Below are 26,358 nucleotides of genomic sequence, written 5' to 3' on the forward strand. Positions count from 1 at the left end.
CCAGGTCGGGCTGAACACCCGAGTGGAGCCCCGCCGACGGTCCGGCGGGGCTCCACGGGGGCAGGGGGCCTCGGCCCTGATGGCCCCGGCCTCACCGGCGGCTCAGGTGCAGGCGCTTCCGTTGAGGGCGAAACCGGTGGGGGACGGGTTTGTTCCGGTGTGTGTCCCCTGAACCCCGAAGCTCGCCGTTGCGCCGGGTGCGATCGTCCGGTTCCAGTCGGCGTCGCGGGCGCTGACGGTGGTGCCGTTCTGGGTGACGGTCGCGTTCCAGGCGCTCGTGGTCCGCTGACCGCCCGGGTAGGTCCAGGTCAGCTGCCAGCCGTTCACGGGGGCCGGGCTCGTGTTCCTGACGGTGACCGTCGCGGTGAAGCCGGTGTTCCACACGCTGTCGGTCTTGTACGTCACCGCGCAGGCCGCGGTGGGCGGTTCACCGGTGGAGGCTCCCTCGGCGGCGTAGGCGGCGAGCCAGGCCAGCGGGGCGTTCCAGTTGACCGCCACCTCGTTGGTGGAGTACGAGCCGATGTCGTCGATGTAACACGCGGCGGGTGCGCAGCCCGGGAGTTTCGCCTGGGCCACCGGGTCCTGGAGCGCGCTGTCGGGACCGCCCGCGAGCGACCCGGCCGGAGGGTGCGGCAGCGAGGCGTCCAGCTGGTGCGCCCAGAAGCGGTGGTGCTGGTTCTGCGAGGACGTCTCGCCGTAGCCGGAGACGTAGGACTGGCCGAGGGCGTTGCGGCCGAGCAGGTAGTCCATCGCCTCCAGCGCGCCGGTGCGGTAACGGGCGTCGCCCGTCAGCTCCCCCGCGACGGCCAGGATGATGGCGTTGTCGGCGACCTCGCTGTTCGAGCCCCAGAAGTAACCGTCCGCCGGGACCGGCACGGCATACCCTTGGGCGCCCATCCTGGAAAGGTGGCTGTCGGCCGCCGCGGTCACCGACGAACGTATGCGCGCCAGATCCGAGGCGGGCAGTCCGTTGGGCACCGTGGCCAGGGTGAGCCGGCCGAGCGCGGCCGTGTCCGCCCAGCCGAAGCCGTAGGGGGAGAAGGCGGTGGCCGAGGAGTGCCAGGACGAGGAGGTGACCGCGTCCCGGAAGGCGCTCTCGCCGGTCGTGGCGTACAGCTCGGCTGCCGCCCAGTAGAACTCGTCGCCGACCTGCGTGTCACCGTAGGCACCACCGCCCGTGCTGTCCGAATCGGGCGCCAGCACGGCGGGGTTGGCCTGGGCGGCGGTCCAGGCGCGGCGGGCCGCCGAGAGGCAGCGGTCGGCGAAGGCGGCGTCGTAGGGCCGGAAGACCCGGGCGCACTGCGCCGCGGCCGCCGCCAGGTTCAGGGTCGCCGCCGTGGAGGGGCGGTGCAGCTCGCGCGGCTGGGCGTCCTGGTCGGGCCGGGTCGGCATACCGGTCCAGGCCGCGTCATGGATCTTGTGGAACGCCATGCCCGCGTACGGTTTGCCCGCGGGCACCTGCATCCGCATCAGGAAGTCGAGCTCCCAGCGCGCCTCGTCCAGGACGTCCGGTACGCCGTTGCCGCGCTCGGGGACGCGCAGGGTCGAGTCGCCCAGCGCCGCGTCCTTGCCGGCCCGTTTGGCGCGCTCGAAGGAGTTGACGACCAGCCAGGTGGAAATGCCGCCGTTCACCACGTACTTGCCGTGGTCGCCCGCGTCGTACCAGCCGCCCCTCACGTCCTGGGTGTAGTCGCACACGCCCGCTTGGCAGGGAACGGAGGTATCGCCCTTGTTGGGTGCCACGCCCAGGTGTCCGGCCGGGCGCGCGTAGGCGGAGCCCACCAGGGAGGTGTCGATGGTGATGCCACTGCGCTGGTGGTAGAAGAAGGCCATCGAGTCGGAGCGCAGCCCGTCGTAGAGATTTCCGCGGACGTCGAAGGGCACGCTGCTGCTGCCGTCCACCGACAGGACGTATCCCGAGCCGGTCCCCTGGTACGAGGAGAAGTCGGCCACGTGGACGGACTGCCCGGAGGGGGTGTCCGCGCCGCGTGGGGTGGTGGCACCGGAGGCCACCACGGTCCCGGAGGCGTCGCGCAACTGCCAGGTGAGTGCCTGGGTCGCGGTGGTGACGACGGTGGCGCGCTTGGGGCCGTCGGGCAAGTAGCCGACCTGGTTGACGCGTACGGCCGTCGTGGCGGCCGTGGAGGAGGCCGACGCGGCGGGTGCGGCCAGGATGCCACCGACGAGGAGACAGCCTGCCAGCAGGGTGGCGGCGAGGCTTCTGGGCCGGCCGGACGACGGGGTGGGGGGCATGAGCGGCTCCTAGGGGATCAAAGGGTGGAGTCGGTCCGGGCGCTCGGGCCCGCCGAGGCGGTGGCGGTTGGTGCGGGGCTCGGCGGCCACGGCACGGCACCGGCCGGGGAGAGCACGACGACGGCGAAGGGCTGGAGCCCGCGTGACCGGCGTCCGGGGAAGCGGGGTGGCTCCGGCACAGGCGTCCTTTCCTCCAGGAGCGCTCGTGGCGCCGCCTCCCGCCACGGGACGGCGGAGCGGGAGCGCTCCCACTCGGCGAAATGTCGAACACTGGTCGATGGACCGGAGATTCGAGGCGGACAGTAATGAGGCGCGGGGCGGTCGTCAACAGGTGAGGATGTATACGGGAGTTGAGGAGGGGGCCGCAGGGTTACGGAGGAGAGGCCCGCAGGGTTACGGAGGTGGGGCCCGCAGGGTCACGTCCGTACGGCCGCCCTCATGCCGTTGCCCGCCCCTGGAAGCTTCCGGGGGCGGGCAACGGCGGATCGGTCGGGTTATCACGTTCGGCGGCGGCCGGGCCCACCACCGCATCACGGTGGCGTCGCCCGGAGCGGACGCGGGGCTGCGCCGCCGGGTTCAGTCGGCGCACGCGCACCCGGCGGTGGCCTTCGCCTCGGCGGGCGTGCGTGCCGGGTCGATGGCCTGCTCGTCGGGGGTGCAGCAGGCGGTGGTGCCGCAGCATGCCTCCGGGGTGGCGCCGGTCTTCTCCCGGGTGTCGGAGTCGGCCTTGACGACGTAGACCTCCCACGGCTCTTCGCCGGGGCCGGTGACCCACACCTTGTCCTGCACGGCGTAGCAGCAGGAGGTGTCGTTCTCCTCGAAGGTCGCCAGGCCCGCGTCCTTGAGCCGCTCGGTGGCGGCGGCGACCTCGTCGGCCGAGGTCACCTCGACGCCGAGGTGGTCCAGACGGGTGTCCTCGCCTCTTCCGCCCTCGATGAGGACGAGCTTGAGCGGGGGCTCGGCGATGGAGAAGTTGGCGTATCCCTCGCGACGCTTGGCCGGGGCGTTCCCGAAGAGCTTGGAGTAGAAGACGATCGAGGCGTCGAGGTCGGCAACGCGCAGAGCGAGCTGAACACGGGACATGGCGGTCTCCCAACCGTGAGAACGGCTTATATCGACGGCTGTCGATATGGGTGACCTTGCCACTGGATTAGATGGCTGTCAACATAGAGGTATGTCGAAACAAGCTGGTCTTCCGGTGCTCGGACAGGACGACGAGGCGTGCTGCGCTCCGATGGTCCGTGAGCCGTTGGGAGAGGAGAGCGCGGCCGAGCTGTCGCGGATGTTCAAGGCGCTCTCGGACCCGATCCGGCTGCGGCTGCTGTCGCTGATCGCCTCCCACGAGGGCGGCGAGGCATGCGTGTGTGACCTCGTCGGCCCGTTCGACGTGTCCCAGCCGACGATCTCCCACCACCTGAAGGTGCTCCGGGAGGCCGGTCTTGTCGGCTCCGAGCGGCGGGGGACCTGGGTGTACTACTGGGTGCTGCCCGAGGCTTTGGCGAAGCTGTCCGCGCTGCTCCAGATCCCTGCCGCTTCGACGGTGGTGCCGGTGTGAGCGCGCCCGCACCGCTGGTTCGGCGCGTGGCCGCCGAGGCCATCGGCACGGCCGCGCTGGTCGCGGTGGTGGTCGGCTCCGGGATCCAGGCCACCGCGCTGACCCGTGACATCGGGGTGCAACTGCTGGCCAACTCCCTCGCCACCGTCTTCGGCCTCGGGGTGCTCATCGCCCTGCTCGGGCCGGTGTCGGGAGCGCACTTCAACCCGGCCGTCACCCTCGCCGCCTGGGTCACCGGCCGCCGTACCGGGCACGAGGCCACCCCGCTGCGCGACGTCATCGCGTACGTACCCGCCCAGATCGCCGGGGCGATCACCGGCGCGGTGCTGGCCGACGCCATGTTCGCCGAGCCGCTGACGCACCTCTCCACCCACGAGCGGTCCGCCGGACACCTCTGGCTGGGCGAGGTCGTGGCCACCGCCGGGCTGGTCTGGCTCGTCTTCGGCCTGGCCCGCGCGGGCCGCGCACACCTGGCGCCGCTGCTGGTCGCCTCCTACATCGGAGCGGCGTACTGGTTCACGTCCTCCACCAGCTTCGCCAACCCGGCCGTGACGATCGGCCGCGCGTTCACCGACACCTTCGCCGGCATCGCCCCCGCGTCCGTGCTGCCGTTCCTCGCAGCCCAGTTGGCGGGTGCCGCCGTCGGTCTGTGCCTGGTCGGGCTCTGCTTCGGCCGCCCGGCTCCCGCGAATGAGGACGAGGTCGTCGTCCCCCACGGCGGGCAGCAGCGCTCCGTCCCCGCCCCCTCCGCCGAAGAAAGTGCCCTGACCCGATGAGCACCTCAACCGTTCCCTCCGTGCTGTTCGTCTGCGTGCACAACGCCGGACGGTCCCAGATGGCCGCCGCCTTCCTCGGCCACCTGGGCGCAGACCGCGTCCAGGTCCGCTCGGCGGGTTCCGCGCCTGCCGACGCGGTGAACCCGGCCGTGCTGGAGGCCATGAAGGAGGTCGGCATCGACCTCTCCGCCCAGACCCCCAAGATCCTCACCACCGAGGCGGTGCGGTCCTCGGACGTGGTGATCACCATGGGCTGCGGCGACGCCTGCCCGTACTTCCCCGGCAAGCGGTACCTCGACTGGCGGCTCGACGACCCGGCCGGCCAGGGCGTCGCGGCGGTCCGGCCGATCCGCGACGAGATCGGGCGGCGCGTCCGCGTCCTCCTCGCCGAACTCGGCATCGAGACGACGGCGTGAGCACCGACTCCGGCCTGCGCATCGCTCCGCTGCGGCCGGAGCACGCCGAGCAGGTCCTGGCGATCTACCAGCTGGGCATCGACGAGGGCCATGCCACCTTCGAGACCACGGCGCCCAGCTGGGAGGCGTTCGACGCCGCCAAGCTGCCCGCCCACCGCCTGGTAGCCCTCGCCGGGGACCGGGTCCTGGGCTGGGCGGCCGTGGTGCCGGTCTCCGACCGCTGCGCGGACGCCGGCGTCGTCGAGCATTCCGTCTACGTCCACCCCGAAGCACGCGGTCGCGGCGTCGGCACGGCCCTGCTGACCGCGTTGCTGGCCTCCACCGACGCCGCCGGGATCTGGACGGTGCAGTCCGGCATCTTCCCGGAGAACACCGCGAGCCTTACCCTGCACCGGCAGGCCGGGTTCCGCGTCATCGGCACGCGCGAGCGCATCGGCCGACACCACGGCACATGGCGCGATGTCGTCCTCGTGGAACGCCGCAGCCCCACGGTCGTCTGACCCGTCTCGGCGCCCCGCCCACGTCCCGCGCCCCGATCGGAAGCACGGGGCTCATGGGCGCGGCGGGCTCACGAATGGGCGGAGCCTGCCTGGGGGCGGCCGAAGAGGAGGTCGTATCCGGTCGGCAGCTGGAGCAGGATCTGGTGCATGAGGTCGTCGCCTGCCGCGTCGGCGGCGGTGCTGAGGACGGCGCTGACGTCCCAGGTGGCGGTCGCCTCGGTAGCCCCTTCGATCCAGGCCGCCGTGGCCCGTACGAACCGTTCGGGCGAGAGCGGTTCGGCGCTCTGCAGCGGGTTGAGGAGGATCAGGGCGAAGGACTCCGGCAGACACGCGGCCAGCTCGGCCCGCACGCGGCCGACCAGGTGGGCGCCGAGCAGGGCGAGAACGACGCGGGCGGCCCGTTCGGCCTCCTGGACGTCCTTGTACTCGCCACGTTCCTTCACCTGGTCGAGGAATGCTTCCTTTCGCAGGGACACGTCAGCCACCGCCTCTCTGGACTGAGGGGAGCGCAGGACGGGCGGAGGGGGAGATCAGGTGCCCGTCCTGCGCCGCTGTCCGGCTCGGATCGCCGGATTCAGCTGGAGATCTCGTTGCGGGAGGGCTCTCCGCTGATGGTGATCTTGCGGGGCTTGGCGCGTTCGGCGATGGGGATGCGCAGGGTGAGCACCCCGGCCTCGTAGTCGGCCTTGATGCGCTCGGTGTCGAGCGTGTCGGCCAGCACGAGCTGACGGGAGAAGACACCCAGCGGCCGCTCCGACAATTCCATCTGCACGTTCTCGGCCTTGGCGACGGGGCGGCGCTCGGCCTTGACGGTCACCATGTTCCGCTCGACGTCGATGTCGATCGCCTCGGCGCTGACGCCCGGAAGGTCGAAGGCCACCACGTACTCGTCGCCCTCGCGGTAGGCGTCCATCGCCATCGCGGCAGGCCGTGTCCAGGTGCCGGTTCCTGTGCCGGTCAGCTGCTGGGCCAGCCGGTCGAGCTCACGGAAGGGGTCGGTGCGCATCAACATCGTGAAACACCTCCAGAAGGTTCGGGCTGTACCCGCCAATGCGCTTCAACACCACCGTTGTAGCACGTCATCCAATCGATGACAAACATGTCGTCATCGAAATGATGACGGAGTGGGAAAGAGGGGGGGTGCCGCAGGTTGACGGTCGGACCCGCTCTGTTCGAGGCCGATAGCCCTCCCGTCGAACGCAAGAAAATCTATGGTGGCCGGAGTAGACATTGGGTGCTCGTGTGGCTATGGTTTTTCTCGTAGCTCAGATCCACAGGGCCCGGCAGAGACGAACTGCCGGGCAGCAGTACCAGTAGTTCGCAGGACGGTGCGGTCGTGGAGTTCCGAAGCCAGAGCAGTCGCAGGACGGTGACGGGACTGACGACCGGACCGGGTGGCCCGCAGTGATCAGGGGCCGCCACCAGCAGTACCGCAAGTAGCAGTTCGCAGTACCAGTAGTACGCAAGAGAGCAGTACCAGCAGTTCGCAAGTGATTGATTCCAGAGGGAAGGACGGAGGAGCCGAACGCCATCAGGATCGCCCGGGTGGATGGCTGAGCCCGGGTACCGCAGGACATCGATAGTGAGGTGGTCTCCGGTCAAGCAACCGCGATCCCCGCACCTCCGGCAGCAGTCGGGTCGGAACGGCGGAAACAGAAGGCCGGCGCAGTACCAGGGCCGGCAGATGGTGTAGCAGTTCCTTCGGGGCCCTGGTGCCATATGGCACCAGGGCCCCTCAACGCGTGCCATGGAGAGGTGCAAATGACAGTAGAGGACTCCAACAGTCGTCTCGACGACGACGACTATCCCGCCTACACCATGGGGCGGGCCGCCGAGATGCTCGGCACCACCCAGGGCTTCCTTCGCGCCATCGGTGAAGCCCGGCTCATCACGCCGCTCCGCTCCGCGGGCGGCCACCGCCGCTACTCCCGCTACCAGCTGCGCGTCGCGGCCCGCGCCCGCGAACTCGTCGACCAGGGCACCCCCATCGAGGCCGCCTGCCGCATCGTCATCCTCGAGGACCAGCTCGAAGAGGCCCAGCGCATCAACGCCGAGTACCGTCGCGCCGCCGAATCCACGAACACGTAAGCCTGTCCCCGCGTGGGCCGAACGCGTCGGCCGGGTGGCGGGGCCGGTCGGCTAAGCCCCACCGGCGCCGCGAGGCCGCCCGGTGTGTATCGCGTCCGCGGCGACTTCGAAGACGAGGGTGAGTCCGTCGCGCCCGTTCCCCTGCTCACCGACGCGTGTGAAACCGAAGCCCGCGATGGTGGCGAGGGAGGCTTCGTTGCCGGAGCCGACCCTGGCGCGCACGGTCGTCACACCGGGTTCGGCGGCGGCCCGGAGGAGCAGTGCCGTCAGCATGGCGCGCGCATAGCCCTGGCGCCGGAAGCGGGGCACGACCGTGTATCCGACCTCGACCGTCCCGTCCGCGTTCGGCGGACCGTGGAACCCGGCGTCGCCCACGACGAACCCGTCCGGCACGGACACCGCGGCTCGTGTGATCCAAGGCGCGGCGGACGGATCCGTGGCGAGCTGGTCGGCGCGGTAGCCGAAGATCCAGCGGGCGCGTTCGCCGATGAAGTGCGGGTCGAGAGCGACCCCGGCCTCGGCGTCGGCGGCGGGGAGGTCCCCGTCCGCAAGAGCCCGCAGTGCTCTCGCGTTGAGCTCGACGAAGCGGACGTGTTTGGGGCGGGGGAGAGTTTCCCGGGGGAGAGTTTCGTTGTTCATCGCGGCGATGCTCGCCCGGCGCGGCAGGGCTGTCCACTGCTTTACGGCCTCGCCGGACATGGGGAGCGACTCCGGCGCCGCCCCTGGTTGACTGTCCTTGGAGGCACCTCTAAGTTGCGAGAGCTCTCTGACATCCAGCGGGAGGGGCGCGCCCATGCGGCCGGCCGGTGCGGGACTGCGTGAGCATCACAAGGCCCAGCGACGGATCCGCATTCTTGAGGCCACGCGCGAACTCCTGCGGGAGAGCCCGGAACCGGTGCTCAGTACGGAGCGGATCGCCGAGCGGGCGGAGGCCGCCCCGGCCACGGTGTACAACCTGATCGGTCCCCGAGGCAAGATCTGGGAAGCACTCGCCGCCGGGTTCATGGACGAACTGGAGTATCGGCCGGCGGTGTTGGGCACCTGCGGCCCGCAGGACGTCGTCCGGTCGCCCGTCCGCCTGTTCATGGCCGACCCCGTCGTATCGCGTCGTATGGTGCGTGAGTGGGAGGCAAACGGCCTCGTGTTCGCCCGCGGTCCGCTCGCCCGGCTCCGCCAAACCATGGCCGGCGCACGGACGCAGGGCCTTCTGCGCGCCGGCTTCGACACCGACGAGTTGGCAGCCCCGGTCGGCACCGCGTGCGTGGGCGCGCTGCACCAGTGGGTGGCAGATCTGATCGACGACGACCGGTTTCTGGCCCGCGCCCAGTTCGCGCTGGATGTCGCACTCGCCGCGGCGCCCGCGGCCCCCCACCGCGAACAGTTGCTCACGCCGCTGCGCGAACGGGCCGGGGTATGACGGCCGACGCTCTGCCACGAGCGCGCGTTTTCGCAGGCCAGGGCGGGATCCGGCTCGCGGCGGACGAATGGGGCGAGGAGGCCTCACCCCCGCTCGTCCTGCTGCACGCGGGCGGCCAGACGCGGCACGCCTGGCGCCGGACCGGCCCTCGGTTGGCCGCCCTGGGATGGCGCGTCGTCGCGCCGGACCTGCGCGGGCACGGCGCCAGCGCGTGGTCGGCCGACGGTGACTACGACCTCCGCCTGTTCGCCGACGACATCCGGGCCCTGGCCGCCCAACTCGGCGGTCGGCCAGTGCTGGTGGGGGCCTCGCTCGGCGGTCTGGGCGCCCTGCTCGCCGCCGGAGAGGCACCTGGCGCGGCGGTCCGCGCTCTGGTGCTCGTCGACGTCGCCCATCGGCCCGACCCCAGGGGGATCCTTCGGATCGTCGAGCTCATGCACCGCCATTCCGCCGGATTCGCCGACGTACAGGAAGCGGCTGCGGCGATCTCCTCGCACTCCTCGCATACACCGCCCCGCCCGCGTCGGGAGGACGACGAAGGGGTACGGAGATACCTGCGCCGCGACGGCGATCGCTGGTTCTGGCACTGGGATCCCCGGCTGCTGGACAGCTTCGCGGGCCGGATGGACCCGCCGGGCATGGCGGACCGTCTCCTCGACGCCGCACGCCGAGCCGATGTGCCGATCCTCCTCGTCCGCGGCGGGATCAGCGACCTGGTGCGCGAAGACGTCGTCCAGGAATTCTGCGCAAGGGTTCCCCGGGCGGGGTCCGTCGTGGTGCCCGGCGCCGGACACATGGTGGTCGGCGACCGGAACGAGCACTTCGTCGATGCGATCGTCCCGTTCCTGGAAGAGGTCACATGAACTCGGCCGCGTGGGGAGGAAGGAGTGCCGAGGCCGTCCGCCCCAGTCGCGTCGCGCCGTCCTGAGGACACCGGGCCCGAATAATGCTGTCTGTGCTCTTCAACTCCTTGCTGGTCATGCTCGTTGCCGCTTTCTCGGTCATGCTGACCGCCTATCTCATGTCCCGAAGGAGTGACAAAAAGGCGGCCGATCTCCCCAAGGGGGTCGAGATGGCCATCGGAGCGATCAGCGGTCTGTTCGTGTTCTCCTTCGCCTTCCTCGCCGTGAACGCCCAGTCGGAACTGACCGCCGCCCGGAAGGCCGGTCTCGCCGAGGCGAGCGCCCTGAAGGACGCCTACTTCGCCGCGCAGGGACTGTCGCCCGGGGACCGGGACAAGGTCCGCCAGGAACTCGTCGGTTACACCCGTTCGGTCATCGACGCGGAGTGGCCCGCGATGAGCGAGGGCCGGGCGGACCCGGCCACCGTGCGGGGGCTCGACACGCTCCGGTCATACGTCTATCGCAGCGCCAGTCCGGACGGTGACAGCCGGGCGGCCAAGGCGGAAGTGAGCCAGCGCCTCCGGGAGGTGTACGTGGCACGGCGTGAGCGCCTGGCGGAGAAGGACGCGCAGGTGCCTCTGCCGATTCTCTCCCTCATGATCGGCGCGGGCCTCGCCACGCTTGCCGTCATCGCGTTCTTCGGCCATCCCGTCACCAAGATTCACTACGTGTTGCTCGGGTTCGGAGCCGCAGGCTTCGGCTACATGATCTACCTGGTACTGGCCCTCAACCACCCTTACGGCGGAGGCGTCAGCGTAGGCCCGGACGCCTATCACGAAGCACTCGCGCGCTATCCGGACCTCTCGCGCTGAAGGCCTGTGCCGCCGAGCGCCGAGTCCGTACGAAAAGGTAGCTGAGTGCCTTCAGTGGATGTCGTGGTCGGGGTGGGCCCGGTCGTAGGCGTGCCGGGCTTCGGCGATGACCGGGCGATGGGCGAGCGACCAGTCGGCGAGTGCCTTCACCAGGTGGGTCAGGCCCGCCCCGGTCTCGGTCAGGCGGTAGTCGACCTGCGCCGGGACCGTCGGGTACACCGTCCGCAGCACGAGACCGTCGCGTTCGAGCCTGCGCACCGTGAGGGTGAGCATGCGCTGGGAGATGCCGTCGATGGCGCGCTGGAGTTCACGGAAGCGCCGTGGCCCGGAGGCGAGTTCGACGATCACGAGCACCGACCACTTGTCGCCGATGCGGTCCAGGAGATCGCGAATGCCGCAGTCGGGGTGGTCTTCGCTTCCACACGGGTCGAGTTCGGCGGGCGTGGTGGTTACCCCGGTGTGCGTGAGTGACATCGAACTGCCTTCTTGTGGCCGGGTGATGTGCGTTCGAGGATCAAGCGTAGTCACTGGGGAGAACGGTGACGGACGACGACGGAAGACTGTGATTGATCATGATTTTGGTGACCGGAGCGAACGGGAACCTCGGCTCGGCCACACTCGCGGCGCTGCACACCCGTGGCGCCCTCGCGGTGGGTGGCAGCCGGGTGCCGGGCGAAGGTATGCGGCGGGTGGACTTCGACGACCGCGCCGGCCTCGACCTCACCGGTGTGTCGACTCTGGTGCTCGTCTCCGCCGGTTACGGGGAGGACGACCAGGTCGTGGCCCGGCACGCGGCGGTCCTGGACGCCGCGTGCCGTGACGGCGTCGGCCACGTCGTCTACACGAGCCTGACCACCGCGGGTGACCACCTCGGTTTCGCTCTCGCCCACCGCGCGACCGAACGCCTGGTGCGCGAGAGCGGACTGCCGTGGACGATGCTGCGCAACGGCCTGTACGCCGAGCTCTTCGGCGGTCTGCTGATGTGGGCCGGCGACGGTGTGGAGTCCGCGTTCGGGGACGGCGCCCTGGCGGCGGTGGCCCGCGAGGACCTGGCGGAGGTCGCGGCCGTGGTGGCGGCTGCCCCCGCGGCCCACCGCGGACGCGTCTACGACCTCGTCGGCACACCGATCACGGCCCGGCAGGTGGCCCACACACTCGGCGTCACGCACGGCTCCATCAGCCTCGGCGAGTACCGGCGCAGGCTCCTTGAGGACACCCCGGGGCTGCTGCCGTTCCAGCCGCCGATGCTCGCCTCGATCGCCACCGGCATCCGGCACGGCTTCCTGGACGGCACCGCACCCGACCTCGCCGACCTCCTCGGCCGTACGCCCCGCGATCCATTGGCGACGGCCGTGGCCACCGCGTCCGCCGCCAGGCCGCGGGCGAGCGTGTAGCGGCCCCGAAGGAACGCCCGCTCGGCGGCACCCCGGGCCGAGACAGGGCGGCGCGGGCAGGGCAACGTACGATCAAGCGGTTTCCGCCCCGTGAGGAGTGTCTGTCCGGTGACCGCCGTTGTTCCGCCGCCACGACCCGGAGCCGGTGCCCTTCCGGTGCGGCAGTTGTCCCGCTTCGAGGACGGTGAACGGCTGCACAGCCTGCTGTGGCAGGCCGGTGGCGGCTGGCGGATGATCAGCAGCGCGGTGCTCGGCGGCGGCATCGGGGAGCGCGCCTGGGTCCTCAACGCCCAGGTGTCCCACGGCTATCGGCGCCGCGACCCCGACCGGCACCTGGCAGAGCTGGCCCAGCGGGCAGGCGTCCGCGGGCCGGGGGTCGGGCTGATGACGGCCGCCGACGTCCGGGCGTACGGCCAGGGGGACGACGAGGGGGTGGAGGCGGTGGCCACCGCGGGCCTCGGAGTACGCGGATGGGCAGCCGCCGCGACACAGGACCCGGCCCCGACCTCGCGGCCCGGCACGGTCAACATCGTGGTCGCGCTTCCGGTGGCCATGATCGATGCCGCGCTGGTCAACGCCGTTGCCACGGCCACCGAAGCCAAGGTGCAGGCGCTGCTCGACACGGGCTACGACTGCTCCGGCACCCCCACGGACGCCGTCTGCGTCGCCGCTCGGTCGCCGGTGGACGGGGACGAGGTGCACGCCTTCGCCGGTCCGCGCTCGCTGTGGGGCGCGCGCTTGGCCCGCGCTGTCCACCAAGCCGTACGCGGAGCCGCCCGGCCCCTGCCCTGAGCGCCCTGCCCTGAGCGCGTGACCCGAGGCACTCCGGCTGCCACCGGGCGCCCGAGGGGCGGGCCGTCGAGCACGGGTGGTCCCCGGGCTGCCACCTCTGCGACCCGCAGGGGTGGCAGCCCGCGCCGAGGCTCAGCCGATGACGCGGCTCATGCGGTGTGGACCTCCAGGGCGGCGCGCACGGCGGACTCCACGGCCCCCTCGATCCAGGCCGGCTTGACGGACGTGTGGTCCCCGGCGAAGTGCAGCGGCCCTTCGCGGGTGGGGATGGAGGGCAGCAACTCCGTGTGCTGTCCGGGCAGGAGCACGGATGCCTCCCCGAAGGCGTACGGGTCGCGCGCCCAGCTCTGCGTACGGCCCGCGCCGGTGTAGAAGACCTCGATGCGCTGCCCGTAGACCTGCTGGAGGCCGCACAGGGCGTACGGGTAGCGCGCCTCGTCGTCCAGCGCGTCCCAGCGCCGCGCGTCGTCCGCCCAGCTGTAGGAGGCCAGGACCACGCCTCCCGCGCTGTGGGGGACCGGGTGGGAGGGGTGGAACATGAACCGGTTGGCGTTGTCCGACACCGAGCCGCCGCCGACGACGTCGACCGCCTCCGGCTGGTCCCGTACCACCGCACGGTGGGCGGCGTAGTGGGTGCGCTGATCGGCGCTGATGTGGCCGCCGGGCACGGAGGGGTGGGCGCCGAGCAGGCTGCCGTCCGCGCGGGCCCGGCCGGTGCGGTAGGCGTCGTACAGGCCGGGATCGACCGCGCGCAGCTCGCGCTTCCAGTCGGCCTCGTCGAACTCCCACCAGCGGCGGCTGAACTCCAGCAGAACCTTGGTCGCGCTGTCGTAGTGGAGTTCGCAGACCGCGCGGCGCTTGGCGTACGACATGGGCGGGTCGATCTGTACGTGGCGCAGTCCGGCGAACGGCACCGTGATCACGGCGGCGTCCGCGGTGAACTGCTCGCGTACGACGGGACCGCCGCGGCCCTCGGACACGGTGTCCACCCACACCTGAGGGCCCTTGCTCCGCACGTGCCCGGCGTCCGGCGAGGAGCGGTCGGGGTGGTGGTACTCGATGCGCGTGACGCGGCGGTCGAAGCGCACCTCCTCGCGCACACGCCTCAAAAGGGCGTCCGGCAGGACGGCCGTGCCGCCCTCCAGCTCGTAGAAGGGTGTGTCGGGGCTGATCAGGGAGGAGCCGATGAAACTGTGGATGAAGGACAGCGGCAGGCGTGAGGTGAGGTTCTCCACCGTGCCCAGCAGATCGATGGTCCGCTCGTCGAAGCCGGCGTGCTCGGTCAGGAAGCGGAACATCGACCAGTCGCCGAACCGCTCCACCACGCGCGCCCAGCCCCGCAACCGCTCCTGGAGAGGCTTCTCGACGCGCTTGCCGTCGCGGCCGAGGTAGCTGAACTCGTTGCGCACCGGGTCCAGCGCGGAGCGGAGGATGGCCGCGGCGGGGGTGTCCCAGTGCGCCTGGGGGACGCCGAAGGACCGGTTGATGCGCCGGGGCGCGCGGGCGTAGTCGGCGCGGCGCATGCGGATGCCGTTGACGTGGATCCAGGTGTGGTTGGCGGGACGTCCCTCGTGGTCGATGTCGACGTAGTGGAAGGGGCGCTTTGTGAGGCCGAACCGCTCGATCAGCTCCATCACCAGCGGATGGCTGCCCGGCAGGCGCATCGCGCCCGCTTCGGCGTACTGGCGGGGATCGGCGAAGGGCTGCTCGGCGTGTTCGTGGCCGCCCGTGCGGAAGGTCTTGACGCGACCGCCCACGCGGTTGCCGTTGGCCTCCAGCACCGTCACCCGGTGCCCCGCCCGCTTCAGCAGCCAGGCGGTCACCAGTCCGGCGGGACCGGCGCCGACCACCAGGACGCGCTTGGGGCGGGTCCGCCCAGGGGGCAGCCCCTCGCGGAGCACGTGCTGGTAACGCGGGACGAGGGGGTGGTCGTCGGAGTCCAGGACGAGCAGGGCGCGAGCGACGGCGAGGCACCGGTCGAAATCGGCGCCATGGCCCTGGACCGGTGCGGCCGAGGCGGGCGGGGCCGCGGCGACGGAGCCGGTGAGGGCGGTCGCGGGGGGGGGGGGGGGGGCGGGCCCGCCCCCCCCCCCGAAACTCCGCCGGGAGAGACCGCCCTCTGAGCGCGTCACCGCGTGATCTTCAGTCATGGCGCCCATTTGTAACGGTCACCGCGGCCGGGCACCCGCACATACAACGGCATTGACTCGAAGGAGCGAAGCGGCGACAGAGCCTGACGTCGCAGCAGGTCGGCCACGGGGACAGGGCCGTGGGCCGCTCCTGAGACCCGAAGGGGTGAATGCCGAGCGTTCTCCCTCTGCCGCCGCGATCCGTCCCCCACACTGCCATAGGCATATCCACATCCGTCCTCTCGGGCGAGCCTGCGCGGCGCCTTCCGGACGCGGCGCCGAGGCGGCCGCACGAGGGTGCGGGGCGACGGAGGGAAGAGTGTGGCGCAGCGGCGTACGCGGTTGGCTGAACGGGCCCGTTACTGGTTCGACAGCACGCTGACCCGCGGCGCGGTCGCTCTGGTCGGCTGGATGGCCGTGTTGTGTCTGGCCATCGTCGTCCCCGCCAGTGCGGTCATGGTCTGGACCGACCCCCACGCGCCTGCGTCCCTGACGGATCGGCTGGTCCAGGTATGGCATGTCACCGGGGAGACTCTGCGGCTGGGGGGTGCGACGGGCAGGCCGCTGCGGGTGGCCCTGTCGGTGCTGCTGGCCCTGGTCGCCCTGCTGTACGTGTCGACGCTCGTCAGCTTGATCACGGCGATGCTCACGGAACGGCTCACCGCGCTGCGACGCGGCCGTTCCACCGTGCTCGAACAAGGGCACGCCGTGGTGCTCGGCTGGTCGGAGCAGGTGTTCACCGTGGTGAGCGAACTGGTCGCGGCCAACGCGAACCAGCGGCGCGCCGCCGTGGTGGTGCTGGCCGACCGGGACAAGAGCGCCATGGAGGAGGCCCTGAGAACGAAGGTGGGCGCCCTCGGCAGTACGCGGCTCATCTGCCGCAGCGGCCCTCCGACCGACCCGGCTGTGCTCCCCCTGACCAGCGCGGTCACGGCCGATGTCGTGCTGGTCCTGCCGCACGACGAACCCGACGCCGACGCCGAGGTGGTCAAGACACTGCTGGCGCTCAGGGCGGCCCTGGCCGGGGAGAAGAGCCGGCCGCCCGTCGTCGCCGCCGTCCGGGACGACCGGTACCGCCTGGCCGCCCGGCTGGCCGCGGGGCCGGACGGCGTCGTCCTGGAGAGCGACACCATCACCGCGCGGCTGATCGTCCAGGCGGCGCGCCGCCCCGGGCTCTCCCTCGTCCACCAGGAACTCATCGACTTCGCCGGTGACGAGTTCTACCTGGTCAACGAGGCGACGCTGACCGGCCGCCCGTTCGGTGACGCACTGCTCTCCTACCGGACGTCGAGTGTCGTCGGGATCATACGAGGCAACGCCCCGCTGCTGAATCCGCCGCCGCAGACGCCGATCGCCCCCGACGACCTGCTCATCGTCATCTCCCGGGACGACGACACGACCGTGCTGGACGACTGCGCGGAGCTGGTCGAGGACGAGGCGATCGCGTCCGGTCCGTCGACGCCCGGGCGGGCGGAGCGGGTGCTGCTGCTGGGCTGGAACCGCCGGGCGCCGCTCCTGGTGGACCAGTTGCGCCGCTGTGCCCGGCCCGGATCGGCCATCGACGTGGTGACCGGCGGCGGGGGAGCGACCGCCCGGCAGGTGGACGAGGCCGACGCGCGGAGCGGCACCAATCTGACTGTGTCTCTGCACGACGCGGACGTCACCCGTCCCGAAACCCTGCAACGCCTGGACGTCCACTCCTACGACAGCATCATCGTGCTCGGCCAGGACCGCGCTCCGGGGCCGTCGCCGGAGGACCCCGACAACCGTACGCTCGTCACCCTCCTGCTGCTGCGCCAACTGGAGGAAGCCACCGGAAACGAACTGCCGGTCGTCACCGAACTGGTCGACGACCGCAATCGCGCCCTGGCCCCCATCAGCCCCGGGGCCGATGTCATCATCAGCGGCAAGCTCATCGGCCTGCTCATGGCGCAGATCTCGCAGAACCGGCACCTGGCGGCGGTGTTCGAGGAACTGTTCTCCGCCGACGGCACCGGGGTGCGCCTGCGGCCCGCCCCCGACTACGTGCGCCCAGGGCTGGAAACGTCCTTCGCCACCGTCGTGGCGGCGGCACGGCTTCGCGGTGAATGCGCCATCGGCTACCGAAGCCACGACGGCTCGTCGACACGTCTGGGCTACGGCGTGCGGATCAACCCGCCCAAGGACGAGCGGCGCTCCTGGACGGCCAGGGACGAAGTGGTCGTCGTCTGCAAGGAGTGACGGACGGCTCCAGCGGAGGCGGCATGGGTTTGAGGCCGGGGGATGTGAGCAGGAGCGTGTCACGACCAATCCGGTACGTTACGAGGAGGTCCCCGATGTCGGGCGAGCAGAAGACCAAGGCGCATACCGAGCAGGCCAAGGGCAAGGCGAAGGAGGCTCTCGGCCGCGCGGTCGGCAACGAACGCATGACCGCCGAGGGCCGTGCCGACCAGGCCAAGGGAGATGCCCGCCAGGCCAAGGAGAAGGCCAAGGACGCGTTCCGCCACTAGACGGCAGGCGGATGCTGTAACGCCGGTCCCCGGCCCCCTCGCGGGGCCGGGGACCGGTTCATGTTTCCCGTCGTTCGAGGGCGCTGGTGGAGACGCTCGCGGTGCACCAGGACCGATCGTCCCGTTACGCGGTCCTCCACTGGTGGTCGGGGAGGAAGCGCACGTCGTACTGCTGGGGGACGGTGGCGAACTTCTCTGGAGCGGGGACGACCGGCTCGCGCGGCAGTCCGAGCTGTTCGGCGGGTACGCCCAGATTTTCGAAGAACCGCTCGAAGGTTCCGCCTGGACCGGCAGCGACGCCGACGACCTGGCTGTGATGGCGCTCCATGCGGTAGGCGTGGGGGCAGTTCTTGGGTACGAAGCCGAAGTCGCCGGGGGTGAGGAGCTTCTCCTGCTGATGGCCCTCGGTGTCCTCGACGAACAGGCGGACGGCGCCGGCGGTGACGTAGAACACCTCGTACGTGTCGGGGTGGAGGTGGGCCGGGATGAGGTTGCCCCTGGGGCCTTCCACGGTGAAGAAGTTGAAGGCGTTCTCGCTCTGCTCGCCGCCCGCGTAGATGGTGATCAGGTCTCCGAACAGGTGGGCGCGGTCGCCTTCGCCCTTCTCGATGAAGTAGGGCCTGCCCGGCTCGGCCGGGATGCGGGAGGCGGGCCGGTAGGGGGTGGCGTACTCGAAGGTCATGGTCGCTCCCGGACTCGAAGAGGAATGTCAGGCAGCCTGACATAACGGTTGGTCGAGAGCAAGCCGCTGCCCGTAAGCTCGGCTCGTCCGCCAGCCCGCCTTAAGGAACCCATGCACGCCACCGGCCGCAACCTCCCCCAACTGCTCGCCGAAGGCAGGCGCTGGTTCGAAGAAGCCCTGCTGGCAGCCCTGGAACAAGTCGGCGCGACGCCGGTGACCCCCACCCAGATACAGCTCTTCGCCGTTCTCGACGAGCAGGGCACCACCGTCTCGGAACTGGCGCGGCGGATGGGGGTGACCCGGCAGACCGCACACCAGGCGGTACACGGCCTGGTGGCGGCCGGGCTCCTGGAACAGACGCCCGACCCCGCCTCCGGGCGGCAGCGCCTGATCCGTCGTACGCCCGAGGGTGAGCGCTCCCACCGTCAGGCCGGGCTCATCCTCGAACGGCTCGAGGCGGAGCTCACCGAGCGGATCGGCGCCCCTGCGGTTGCCGCACTCCGTACCGCCCTGGAAACCCCATGGGGACCGCCGCCCGCCGAGGTCTGAGGGCGCGGGCCATGGCCGGCGGGGGGCGTGGGGGCCGCTGGGCCCTCCCAAGTCGAGCTGCCGGGGCCGGAGTTGCGGGCGCGGTGCAGGGCGAGTGAGAGGCCCGCGCGGGGCCGGGCTGGGCCCTCACTTCCCGGCAAGCGGTGACGTCACAGGCACTCGGGGGTCAGCCAGGTCCGCTCGTAGTCGACCCCGTTCACCGTGACCCGGCCGAAGAAGTGGACGCACTTGGTCGCGGCGCCGTACACGTCGATGAAGCCGGCGTAGTCGTTGTAGGTCCCCGAGTCGTACCAGGACGTCTGCCAGTCCCCGCGGCGGACGACGACCTCCATGTGATGCGCACCGGCGATCGACTCGCCGGCCCGTGCGCAGTAGGTGCCTCCCTTGTAGCTGCCGGAGTACCAGATCTGCAGGTAGCCGAGCTCCCGGGTCCCGTTGCGCAGGGTCACCGTTTTCCACGTCTGGCCGGGGCATGAACGGAACGGTCCGCCATAGCCGGGTGGAGCGGCCGCCGGTTCGGCCGCGGACGCCGCCGGTGCCTGGAGCAGGCTCGCGAGCACCAGGAGGATCCCCAGCACGAACGCCCTCCGCCTCGATGCCGGCCCTTGCGGAATCGTCATCTCGTACCCCCGGTTCTCCGCGCCCCGGTCCTTGTGCCGGGTGACAGCCGGTTCCGACGATGGCAGTCGGCGACCGAGGGGGCAAGACGCGCGGCGCAGTCGGTCCGGCGACCGCGCAACGGGCTTGGTGTGCGCCGTTTTTGTGCGCTTGGCGCACCTTCGCGCCCCTGCGGCGCCACGAGATCTTGCCCACAAGGGGTAAGGGGTGTGGCGACAGGGGGTACACGAACGCCGTGTGAGAGAGTGGCGGAGAGTGAATAGTTGCCTTCTGGCAACTATGGACGAAGGCAACCAGGCGGCCGTGCCGACCGGGCACGGGAAAGGATCGGGAATGTTCCGGTGGGCGGACGTCGCCGCGTGCGCCGATCGTCGCCAGTCGGCGGCGATCGGAGACTTCGCGCTGCCGCGGGGCGATCAGGCCGTGCGGCTGTCGGAGTCCGCGGAGCCGTCGTGCATCTGCGCCTCCGCGGCGAGGCAGAACGCTTCCAGGCCCCGCAGCAGTGCGGCCCGCTCGGCGTTGGGCATCTGTTCCAGGACTGCTTGTACGGCTTGTTCTCTGCGGACCCGCAGGTCGGTGAGGAATGCCTGGCCGCGCCCGCTGAGGTGCAGACGCACTTCGCGCCGGTCGGCGGGGCTCACTTCGCGCTCCACGAAGCCGGCGGCCTGCAGACGGTCGCACAGCCGGCTCGTCGAGGGCGGGGTGGAGGCCAGGAAGTCGGCGAGGGTGCGCAGATTGATGCCGCCGTTGTGCTCCAGGATGAACAGGACGCGCAGCTGGGAGGCGGACGCCGGTGCGGTGGAGGCCCTGCCCCACAGGACTTCCAGCAGCTCCGCGGCCGTGGAGGTCACGCGCGCGACCTCGTTCGGCACTGGGCGGGGGCGGAAGTCAGTCACGGTCACACTCTCGCAGGCACTGGGACGGCTGCCAGCCTACTAGGCGCGGGCGTCGGCGGAGATGCCGTGGCGTTCCGGCGTGGTCGTACCGGACGGCTGCGACGCTTGGGAGCGGTATATGACCTTCCGGTAAGGGATTGGTGATTTCCAACGTGAACAGATATATGGCAGCAGAGCGTGCATTGCGCACGGCGGCGCCCCACGAGGTGCTCGACGCTGTCCGTCGTGTGCTGATCGAGCAGTACGCGGCGGACTCCGTCGAGCTCTTCATGGCCGACTACGGTCTTACGGTGCTGCAGCCGGTGTCCGTGCTTCCGCACACACTGGAGCCGGTGTCGGTGCACAACAGTCCGGTCGGCCGGGCGTTCGGCGCCCAGGAGCCCTTCGTCGAGGGCGCGGACGGCGGCCCGGTGCGGGTGCATCTGCCCGTCACCGTGCGCGGCGACCGGCTCGGTGTGCTGACGGTGGCGTACGCGAGCCGAGAGCCGGTGGCCGAGTGCCTGACGGAGCTGTCGCAGATCGCGGAGATGCTCGGACACGAGGTGGTCGTCGCCGAGCGGGACACCGACCTGTACTTGCAGGCGCGGCGCAAGGACCGGCTCACCCTGGCCGCGGAGATGCAGTGGCAGCTGCTGCCGGGCCGGTCGTGCGCCCGTCCGGAGTACGAGCTGGGCGCGCAGCTGGAGCCGGCGTACGGGATCTTCGGCGACAACTTCGACTGGTCGGCGACGGCCGACCGGTTCATGCTGTACGTCTCCAACGGCATGGGGGAGGGGATAGAGGCCTCGCTCCTCACGAACCTGGCCGTCAACGCCCTGCGCAACGCGCGGCGGGCGGGCATCGCGCTCGCCGACCAGGCCGCGCTCGCCGACCAGGCGGTCTACGCCCACTACCGGGGACGCTGCTACCTGTCGGTGCTCATGTTCGACTTCGATCTCGCCTCGGGCCGGGCGCGGGTGGTGGACGCCGGTTCCCCGCAGATGCTGCGGCTGCGCGACGGCGTGGTGGAGCGCGTCCGCTTCGAGGCACAGCTTCCGCTGGGCATGTTCGAGGAGACCGACTACGTGGCCCAGGACTTCCAGGCCGAGCCGGGGGACCGGTTCATCTTCGTGAGCGACGGGGTGTACTCGGTCGCCTCGCCGGCCGGCGAGAGCTACGGGGACGCGGCCCTGGAGCGGGCGATCGCGGCCACCCGTCTGCTGCCCGCGACGGAAGTGCCCCGGGCCATCCTGCGTGAGCTGGCCGGTTACCGCGGCCACCCCGCCGCGGACGACGACGCCCTGGTGATCTGTCTGGACTGGCATGGGCGGACCACGTGACCGGCCTCTCGTACCCGGGGCCCGGCCGTTGGTGATCACATGGTTGTTTGCAGTGCGCCCCGCCGCTAATGTTTGTCATGCGGCAATTATTGTTGGAAGGGTCTGCCGTGCGGCGGGCCGAAGAGCCCGAGAGCACCAGGGAGACATATGCAGGTGTCGGAACAGGACGAGGCGCAGGAGCTGGCGGCGAAGCAGACGGCCGACTTCCTTGAGCGCCGGCAGGAGCAGATCGCCCAGCGGTGGGCCGACGCGGCTCTGTTCCGCACGGTGTTCACCCTGTCTCGTGACGAGGCCGTGGAAGCGGGCAAGGCCGTCGTGGACGCCTTGGCCACCGTAGCGGCCTCCCGGCGCCTGGAGGACATCGCGGCGCCCGGCTTCGCCCCCGTACGCGAGCAGCTCCAGCGGATGGCGGCCTCCCTGACCCGCACGGGAGCCACCGCGGCGCAGATCGCCGACGAGGTCGCGGCGCTGCGTGTGCCCGTCAGCGCCCTGCTGCGTGAGGAGTTCGAGGATGCCACCGGTGAACAGGCGCAGCAGTGCGCGCTGGCGCTGGCCGTGCTCATGGGCACACTGCGCCTGGTGGTGATGGAGACGGCGCTCAGCTCCGGGCAGGAGCTGATCGAGCGGCAGCGCCAGCAGCTGATGGAAGTCGCCACGCCGGTGATCCAGCTGTGGGAGAGCGTCGTCGCGGTTCCGCTGATCGGCACCCTCGACAGCGCGCGCAGCCAGGTTGTCATGGAGAACCTGCTGGACGCGATCGTCGCGCAGCGGGCCCGGTACGCCATCCTCGACATCACCGGCGTGCCCACGGTCGACTCCCTGGTGGCGCAGCACCTGATGAAGACGGTGGCCGCGGCCCGGCTGATGGGCGCCGAATGCCTGGTGTCCGGGATCCGGCCGGCCATCGCGCAGACCATCGTCCGCCTCGGCATCGACCTCGGCACCGTCGTCACCCACGCCACCCTCGCCGACGCCCTGGCCTACGCGCTGCGCCGGCAGGGGGTCGCGGTCAGCGGCGGCGCACCCGGTGGAGCGGGCCTGCGATGAACGGAGCGCCCTTGGGCTCCCCGGGCCAGGTGCCGGTCCTGGCTCTGGGCAGCCTCCTCCTGGTCACCCTCCAGGGCGAGTTGTACGACGGGGCGGCCGAGCAGCTCCAGCAGGACCTCACCGAGCGCATCGCGCGCCGACCGGTGACCGGTGTGGTCATCGATCTGTCCGGGGTGGAGTTCGTCGACTCCTTCCTCGGCCGGATCCTGGCCGAGATCGCCTCCAGCGCCCGGCTGCTGGCGGCGCGGACCGTGCTGGCCGGGATGCGTCCCGCCGTGGCGATCACACTGGTCGAGCTGGGCCTGACCCTGCCGGGCCTGGCCACCGCCCTGGACGTCGAGCGTGCCCTGGTCCTGCTGGGGCACGACCCGGCGACGGCCCTGCCGGTGCGCGCGGGGGAGGACGCATGACTCATGCCTCCCGCCCCACCGGCACCACTTGCCTGCCCATCGGCTCGGACGCGGACCTGGCCTGGGTCAGGCAGGAGGTGCGCCAGGCGGCGGCCGGGCTCGGCTTCGGACTCGTGCAGCAGACCAAGCTGGTGACCGCCGCCAGCGAGCTGGCCCGCAACACCCTCATCCACGGAGGCGGCGGCCGCGCGGAGGTGACCCCCCTCACCGGCGGTCCCGTACGCGGGCTGCGGGTGACCTTCACCGACTCCGGCCCCGGCATCCGCGACCTCGAACAGGCGATGACCGACGGCTACACCTCCGGCGGCGGCCTGGGCCTGGGGCTGAGCGGTGCCAAACGCCTCGTTCAGGAGTTCAGCATCGACAGCCGCCCGGGCCGGGGCACCACCGTCACCGTCATCGCCTGGGCCACGCCCATGGCCCGGCCGCGGACGGAGCCGGAATGAGCCGGGTGTGGGACATCCCCGTGCAGGACTCGACCCGCGTACGGGACGTACGGGTCGCCGCCGAAGCCGCCTGCGCCCAGGCGGGTCTCGCGCCGCGCCGCACCTCGGCCGCCGCCCTGGTGGCCACCGAGCTGGCGACCAACCTCCTCAAGCACGCGGGGGGCGGCCGCATCACGATCAACCTGGTCGACGGCCCGGACACCTCGGCCGCGCCGGGCGAGCCCTCCGTGCAGATGGTGTCCCTGGACCACGGCCGGGGCATCCCCGACGTGGCGGCCGCCCTGAGCGACGGCTACACCACCAGCCGGTCCTCCCTCGGCGCCGGGCTGGGCACGTGCCGGCGCATCTCCGACGACTTCGATCTGCACAGCGCACCCGGACGCGGGACGGTCGCGGTCGCCCGCATAACCGACCGGCCCCGGCCGATGTCTTCGGAGGGCGATCAGAGTGCTGTCCGGCTGCGGGTGGGCGGGATCAACGTCCCCCTGGCGCAGGCGGACTGCTCCGGTGACGCCTGGCACTGGGCACGCTCAGAGACGCAGGTGACCCTGCTGCTCGCCGACGGGCTCGGTCACGGCCCCGAAGCCGCGCGGGCCTCCACCGCCGCGACGCGGGAACTGCGCGCGAGCGCCCACCTGCCGCCCGCCGACCTCCTGCGCCGTCTGGACACCGTGCTGCGGCCCACCCGCGGCGCCGCCGTCGCGGTGGCCCAACTGGATCTGGCCGACCTGACGTTGTCGTTCGCCGGGATCGGCAACATCGGGGCCCGCCTGTACGCCGCCGGAGCCTGGCATCCGCTCCTGTCCCGACCCGGCATCGTCGGCGCCCAGCGCCCCGCCACCGTGCCCGTACAGCAGGTGCCGTGGCAGTCCGACAGCCTTCTCGTCCTGCACAGCGACGGTCTGCCCAGCCGCTGGACACCGCCGCACGAGACCCCCTTGCTCACCCACGACCCCGCGGTGGTGGCCGCGGCCATCCTGCGGGACGCCGGCAGCGCCGCCAGCCCCCTGCGCGACGACACCAGCGTGGCCGTACTGGCCCCCGACCGCCGGACAGGCGACCATGACCGACACTCCTGACCTCTGGAAGATCACCTCGGCCCAGGACGCGGCCCGCGCCCGGGCGGTGCTGGCCGGCCTGGCGGCGGACGCCGGCGCGCCCCAGCCCCAGCGCGCGCGTTTCCTGACCGACCTCGCGGCCCGGTTGCGCCACTGCCTCACCCGGGGCGGCGTCTGGGAACTGCTCGTCCACGCACCCCGGCCCACGGCCGGGCACGGCCCGCACCTGCGGATCACGCTGCGCCCGGCCGGCCACCAGCTTGGCGACGGCGCACCCTGGCAGCGCTCGCTCGACTGCGCCGAAACACCGCGCCTCTCCCGTGCCCACCCCGCGTCCCTGGACGACGACGCCTTCGCCGAGGCCGTTCTGGCCTGCGACGAGGACACCGCCGGCCTGCTGGACCGGCTGGAGGAAGCGGAGAGCCTGCTCAGCTTCCACCGCGAGGAACTGCACCAGACCAATCAGGGCATCGTGGCGATCCACGCCGACCTGGAGGCCGCGGCCCGCGTCCAGAAGGACCTCCTCGCCGCCGAACAGGCCGCCCGTGCGGAGGCGGAGAACGCGCGGCGCCTGCTGAGGTTCCTGGCCGACGCCAGCGACGCCGTGACCGCCTCCCTCGACCACGAGGACATCCTGGGCCGGCTGCCCGACCTGCTCGTCCCCGGCTACGCCGCCCGCGTCGACGTCTGGCTCTTCGACGAGGACGAGCACACCCCGCCCCACGACCACCACCCGGCCGCCGCGGTCGCCGCCGCCCGCACCGGCCGGCCGCAGCATGCCGCCGCCCACCACGGGGGCCTGCCCGGCTTCGACGACCTGCCCCCCTCGGCCCTGGCCCCCGCCCGGACGGTGCTGTGCATCCCCCTCACCGCGCGCCGCCTCCTGGGCGTGCTCATCCTCACCGCCGACCGCCGCTTCGCACCCGACGAGAGCGTCATGCTCGTCGAACTCGCCCGCCGCACCGCCACCGCCCTGGACAACGCCCGCCGCTACGAACAGCACCGCGAAACCGCCGAAGCACTCCAGCGCGCGCAGCTCACCGACCTGCCCGCCAGCTCCCACCTCCACCTCGCCGCCCGCTACCTGCCCGCCACCCACGGCCTGAACATCGGCGGCGACTGGTACGACGCCTTCCCCCAGCCCGACGGCAGCCTGCTGGCCGTCATCGGCGACGTCACCGGGCACGGACTGCGCGCGGCCGTCATGATGGGGCAGCTGCGCACCGCCCTGCGCGCCTACGCCTTCGAGGGCGACGGCCCCGGCCGGATCCTCACCCGTCTGCACGGCATGCTCCGCCACCTCCAGCCCGAGCTGTACGCCACCGCGGCCGTCGTCCGCTTCCGGCCCGGCGACCCCCAGGTCGTATGGGCCGCCGCCGGACACCCGCCGCCGGTCGTGCGCGCGCCCGACGGTTCGGTGCGGATCCTGGACTCGCGCCCCGGGATCATGCTCGGCATTCCGATGGCGTACGAGTACCAGGACCACACCACCCACCTGCCGCCCGGCTCGACGCTGGCCCTGTACACGGACGGGCTGGTCGAGCGCCGCAGCGCGGGCATCGACGTCGGCATCGACCGTCTCACCCGGGCCATGGGCGCCCTGGCCCCCACGGACCTGCGACAGGACCTGGACGCGGCGGCCGAGGCGCTGCTGGAGCCGATGCTGTACGACTCCGAACGCGATGACGACGTCTGCCTGCTGCTGTGCCACACCCGTGTCGACGGGCCGGTGACCATCGGCTGCGACGTTCCCGCGCCCCGTACGCGGGCGGCAGGAGTGGATGCGGGCGGCCGGTAGGGCGGACGTGGG

General features: G+C 71.6%; 29 protein-coding genes. 19 read left to right on the top strand and 10 right to left on the bottom strand.

Annotation, left to right across the window (positions count from 1 at the left end):
- Positions 1-102: 102 nt before the first annotated feature.
- Both ACZ4MU_RS08825 and ACZ4MU_RS08830 read right to left on the bottom strand, forming a co-directional pair.
- Positions 103-2,253 (bottom strand): glycoside hydrolase family 9 protein, encoded by a 2,151-nt coding sequence (locus ACZ4MU_RS08825; RefSeq protein ID WP_467872815.1) that lies wholly within the window; start codon positions 2,251-2,253, stop codon positions 103-105.
- A gap of 576 nt (positions 2,254-2,829) precedes the next feature.
- Positions 2,830-3,336, bottom strand: a complete 507-nt coding sequence (locus ACZ4MU_RS08830) for an ArsI/CadI family heavy metal resistance metalloenzyme (RefSeq protein ID WP_467872818.1) — start codon at positions 3,334-3,336, stop codon at positions 2,830-2,832.
- Between the two features lie 91 nt (positions 3,337-3,427).
- On the opposite strand from ACZ4MU_RS08830, the gene ACZ4MU_RS08835 reads away from it, so the two are divergent.
- Genes ACZ4MU_RS08835 through ACZ4MU_RS08850 form a run of 4 tightly spaced genes read left to right on the top strand, consistent with a single transcriptional unit; the run spans position 3,428 to position 5,500 of the window.
- Positions 3,428-3,808: an ArsR/SmtB family transcription factor gene (locus ACZ4MU_RS08835; protein ID WP_467872820.1), complete on the top strand. Its 381-nt coding sequence runs from the start codon at positions 3,428-3,430 to the stop codon at positions 3,806-3,808.
- A complete protein-coding gene (locus ACZ4MU_RS08840) occupies positions 3,805-4,584 on the top strand; it encodes an MIP/aquaporin family protein (protein WP_467872822.1) in 780 nt (259 codons plus the stop codon). The genes ACZ4MU_RS08835 and ACZ4MU_RS08840 overlap by 4 nt, the downstream gene beginning before the upstream one ends.
- The gene (locus ACZ4MU_RS08845) at positions 4,581-5,000 is read left to right on the top strand and encodes an arsenate reductase ArsC (protein ID WP_467872824.1); all 420 of its coding nucleotides are present in this window, start codon (positions 4,581-4,583) and stop codon (positions 4,998-5,000) included. Before ACZ4MU_RS08840 ends, ACZ4MU_RS08845 begins: the two co-directional genes overlap by 4 nt.
- Positions 4,997-5,500, top strand: a complete 504-nt coding sequence (locus ACZ4MU_RS08850; RefSeq protein ID WP_467872826.1) for a GNAT family N-acetyltransferase — start codon at positions 4,997-4,999, stop codon at positions 5,498-5,500. The genes ACZ4MU_RS08845 and ACZ4MU_RS08850 overlap by 4 nt, the downstream gene beginning before the upstream one ends.
- 68 nt (positions 5,501-5,568) lie before the next feature.
- Here ACZ4MU_RS08850 and ACZ4MU_RS08855 read toward each other — a convergent pair whose 3' ends face one another.
- Both ACZ4MU_RS08855 and ACZ4MU_RS08860 read right to left on the bottom strand, forming a co-directional pair.
- Positions 5,569-5,976: a DUF2267 domain-containing protein gene (locus ACZ4MU_RS08855; RefSeq protein ID WP_467872828.1), complete on the bottom strand. Its 408-nt coding sequence runs from the start codon at positions 5,974-5,976 to the stop codon at positions 5,569-5,571.
- A 98-nt stretch (positions 5,977-6,074) separates the two neighbouring features.
- A complete protein-coding gene (locus tag ACZ4MU_RS08860; protein WP_467872831.1) occupies positions 6,075-6,512 on the bottom strand; it encodes an Hsp20/alpha crystallin family protein in 438 nt (145 codons plus the stop codon).
- 749 nt (positions 6,513-7,261) lie between these two features.
- Between ACZ4MU_RS08860 and ACZ4MU_RS08865 the strand changes: the two genes are divergently transcribed.
- The gene (locus tag ACZ4MU_RS08865; RefSeq protein WP_467872833.1) at positions 7,262-7,588 is read left to right on the top strand and encodes a MerR family transcriptional regulator; all 327 of its coding nucleotides are present in this window, start codon (positions 7,262-7,264) and stop codon (positions 7,586-7,588) included.
- A gap of 51 nt (positions 7,589-7,639) precedes the next feature.
- On the opposite strand, the gene ACZ4MU_RS08870 is transcribed toward ACZ4MU_RS08865, so the two are convergent.
- Positions 7,640-8,227: a GNAT family N-acetyltransferase gene (locus tag ACZ4MU_RS08870; RefSeq protein ID WP_467872836.1), complete on the bottom strand. Its 588-nt coding sequence runs from the start codon at positions 8,225-8,227 to the stop codon at positions 7,640-7,642.
- A 154-nt stretch (positions 8,228-8,381) separates the two neighbouring features.
- Between ACZ4MU_RS08870 and ACZ4MU_RS08875 the strand changes: the two genes are divergently transcribed.
- The 3 genes from ACZ4MU_RS08875 to ACZ4MU_RS08885 all read left to right on the top strand — a co-directional run bounded on the left by ACZ4MU_RS08875 (position 8,382) and on the right by ACZ4MU_RS08885 (position 10,719).
- The gene (locus ACZ4MU_RS08875) at positions 8,382-9,005 is read left to right on the top strand and encodes a TetR/AcrR family transcriptional regulator (protein WP_467872838.1); all 624 of its coding nucleotides are present in this window, start codon (positions 8,382-8,384) and stop codon (positions 9,003-9,005) included.
- Positions 9,002-9,868, top strand: coding sequence for an alpha/beta fold hydrolase (locus tag ACZ4MU_RS08880; protein ID WP_467872840.1), 867 nt, complete (start codon positions 9,002-9,004; stop codon positions 9,866-9,868). Before ACZ4MU_RS08875 ends, ACZ4MU_RS08880 begins: the two co-directional genes overlap by 4 nt.
- A 92-nt stretch (positions 9,869-9,960) precedes the next feature.
- Positions 9,961-10,719, top strand: coding sequence for a bestrophin-like domain (locus ACZ4MU_RS08885; RefSeq protein ID WP_467872842.1), 759 nt, complete (start codon positions 9,961-9,963; stop codon positions 10,717-10,719).
- Positions 10,720-10,770: 51 nt separating this feature from the next.
- Here the strand turns inward: ACZ4MU_RS08885 and ACZ4MU_RS08890 are convergent, their stop codons facing one another.
- Complete coding sequence (locus ACZ4MU_RS08890) at positions 10,771-11,193, bottom strand: winged helix-turn-helix transcriptional regulator (protein ID WP_467872845.1); 423 nt, start codon at positions 11,191-11,193, stop codon at positions 10,771-10,773.
- A 98-nt stretch (positions 11,194-11,291) separates the two neighbouring features.
- On the opposite strand from ACZ4MU_RS08890, the gene ACZ4MU_RS08895 reads away from it, so the two are divergent.
- A complete protein-coding gene (locus ACZ4MU_RS08895) occupies positions 11,292-12,113 on the top strand; it encodes a Rossmann-fold NAD(P)-binding domain-containing protein (RefSeq protein WP_467872847.1) in 822 nt (273 codons plus the stop codon).
- Between the two features lie 108 nt (positions 12,114-12,221).
- Positions 12,222-12,905, top strand: coding sequence for an adenosylcobinamide amidohydrolase (locus tag ACZ4MU_RS08900; protein ID WP_467872849.1), 684 nt, complete (start codon positions 12,222-12,224; stop codon positions 12,903-12,905).
- A gap of 149 nt (positions 12,906-13,054) precedes the next feature.
- On the opposite strand, the gene ACZ4MU_RS08905 is transcribed toward ACZ4MU_RS08900, so the two are convergent.
- Positions 13,055-15,055, bottom strand: a complete 2,001-nt coding sequence (locus ACZ4MU_RS08905) for a flavin monoamine oxidase family protein (RefSeq protein WP_467872852.1) — start codon at positions 15,053-15,055, stop codon at positions 13,055-13,057.
- 300 nt (positions 15,056-15,355) lie between these two features.
- Here ACZ4MU_RS08905 and ACZ4MU_RS08910 point away from each other — a divergent pair, with 300 nt between their 5' ends.
- Positions 15,356-17,254 (top strand): CASTOR/POLLUX-related putative ion channel, encoded by a 1,899-nt coding sequence (locus ACZ4MU_RS08910; protein WP_467872854.1) that lies wholly within the window; start codon positions 15,356-15,358, stop codon positions 17,252-17,254.
- A 95-nt stretch (positions 17,255-17,349) separates the two neighbouring features.
- Positions 17,350-17,523 (top strand): CsbD family protein, encoded by a 174-nt coding sequence (locus tag ACZ4MU_RS08915; RefSeq protein WP_467872856.1) that lies wholly within the window; start codon positions 17,350-17,352, stop codon positions 17,521-17,523.
- Between the two features lie 124 nt (positions 17,524-17,647).
- On the opposite strand, the gene ACZ4MU_RS08920 is transcribed toward ACZ4MU_RS08915, so the two are convergent.
- Positions 17,648-18,205, bottom strand: a complete 558-nt coding sequence (locus tag ACZ4MU_RS08920) for a quercetin 2,3-dioxygenase (protein WP_467872858.1) — start codon at positions 18,203-18,205, stop codon at positions 17,648-17,650.
- A gap of 111 nt (positions 18,206-18,316) precedes the next feature.
- Here ACZ4MU_RS08920 and ACZ4MU_RS08925 point away from each other — a divergent pair, with 111 nt between their 5' ends.
- A complete protein-coding gene (locus ACZ4MU_RS08925) occupies positions 18,317-18,754 on the top strand; it encodes a MarR family winged helix-turn-helix transcriptional regulator (RefSeq protein WP_467872860.1) in 438 nt (145 codons plus the stop codon).
- Positions 18,755-18,903: 149 nt separating this feature from the next.
- On the opposite strand, the gene ACZ4MU_RS08930 is transcribed toward ACZ4MU_RS08925, so the two are convergent.
- Both ACZ4MU_RS08930 and ACZ4MU_RS08935 read right to left on the bottom strand, forming a co-directional pair.
- Positions 18,904-19,332 (bottom strand): hypothetical protein, encoded by a 429-nt coding sequence (locus tag ACZ4MU_RS08930; protein WP_467872863.1) that lies wholly within the window; start codon positions 19,330-19,332, stop codon positions 18,904-18,906.
- 456 nt (positions 19,333-19,788) lie between these two features.
- A complete protein-coding gene (locus ACZ4MU_RS08935; protein ID WP_467872865.1) occupies positions 19,789-20,274 on the bottom strand; it encodes a MarR family winged helix-turn-helix transcriptional regulator in 486 nt (161 codons plus the stop codon).
- 158 nt (positions 20,275-20,432) lie between these two features.
- Between ACZ4MU_RS08935 and ACZ4MU_RS08940 the strand changes: the two genes are divergently transcribed.
- From ACZ4MU_RS08940 to ACZ4MU_RS08965, 6 genes are all read left to right on the top strand, one after another.
- Positions 20,433-21,587, top strand: coding sequence for a PP2C family protein-serine/threonine phosphatase (locus tag ACZ4MU_RS08940; protein ID WP_467872867.1), 1,155 nt, complete (start codon positions 20,433-20,435; stop codon positions 21,585-21,587).
- A 147-nt stretch (positions 21,588-21,734) separates the two neighbouring features.
- Complete coding sequence (locus tag ACZ4MU_RS08945; protein ID WP_467872870.1) at positions 21,735-22,634, top strand: STAS domain-containing protein; 900 nt, start codon at positions 21,735-21,737, stop codon at positions 22,632-22,634.
- Entirely contained in the window at positions 22,631-23,044 is a 414-nt protein-coding gene (locus ACZ4MU_RS08950) for an STAS domain-containing protein (protein ID WP_467872872.1), read from the top strand. The genes ACZ4MU_RS08945 and ACZ4MU_RS08950 overlap by 4 nt, the downstream gene beginning before the upstream one ends.
- Positions 23,041-23,490: an anti-sigma regulatory factor gene (locus tag ACZ4MU_RS08955; RefSeq protein ID WP_467872875.1), complete on the top strand. Its 450-nt coding sequence runs from the start codon at positions 23,041-23,043 to the stop codon at positions 23,488-23,490. Before ACZ4MU_RS08950 ends, ACZ4MU_RS08955 begins: the two co-directional genes overlap by 4 nt.
- The gene (locus ACZ4MU_RS08960) at positions 23,487-24,569 is read left to right on the top strand and encodes an ATP-binding SpoIIE family protein phosphatase (protein WP_467872877.1); all 1,083 of its coding nucleotides are present in this window, start codon (positions 23,487-23,489) and stop codon (positions 24,567-24,569) included. Before ACZ4MU_RS08955 ends, ACZ4MU_RS08960 begins: the two co-directional genes overlap by 4 nt.
- Positions 24,553-26,346 carry a PP2C family protein-serine/threonine phosphatase gene (locus tag ACZ4MU_RS08965; protein ID WP_467872880.1) on the top strand — a complete coding sequence of 598 codons (1,794 nt, stop codon included), beginning with the start codon at positions 24,553-24,555 and terminating at the stop codon, positions 26,344-26,346. The genes ACZ4MU_RS08960 and ACZ4MU_RS08965 overlap by 17 nt, the downstream gene beginning before the upstream one ends.
- The last annotated feature ends 12 nt before the right edge of the window (positions 26,347-26,358 follow it).

The sequence above is a fragment of the Streptomyces sp. NPDC026377 genome, from assembly GCF_055567715.1.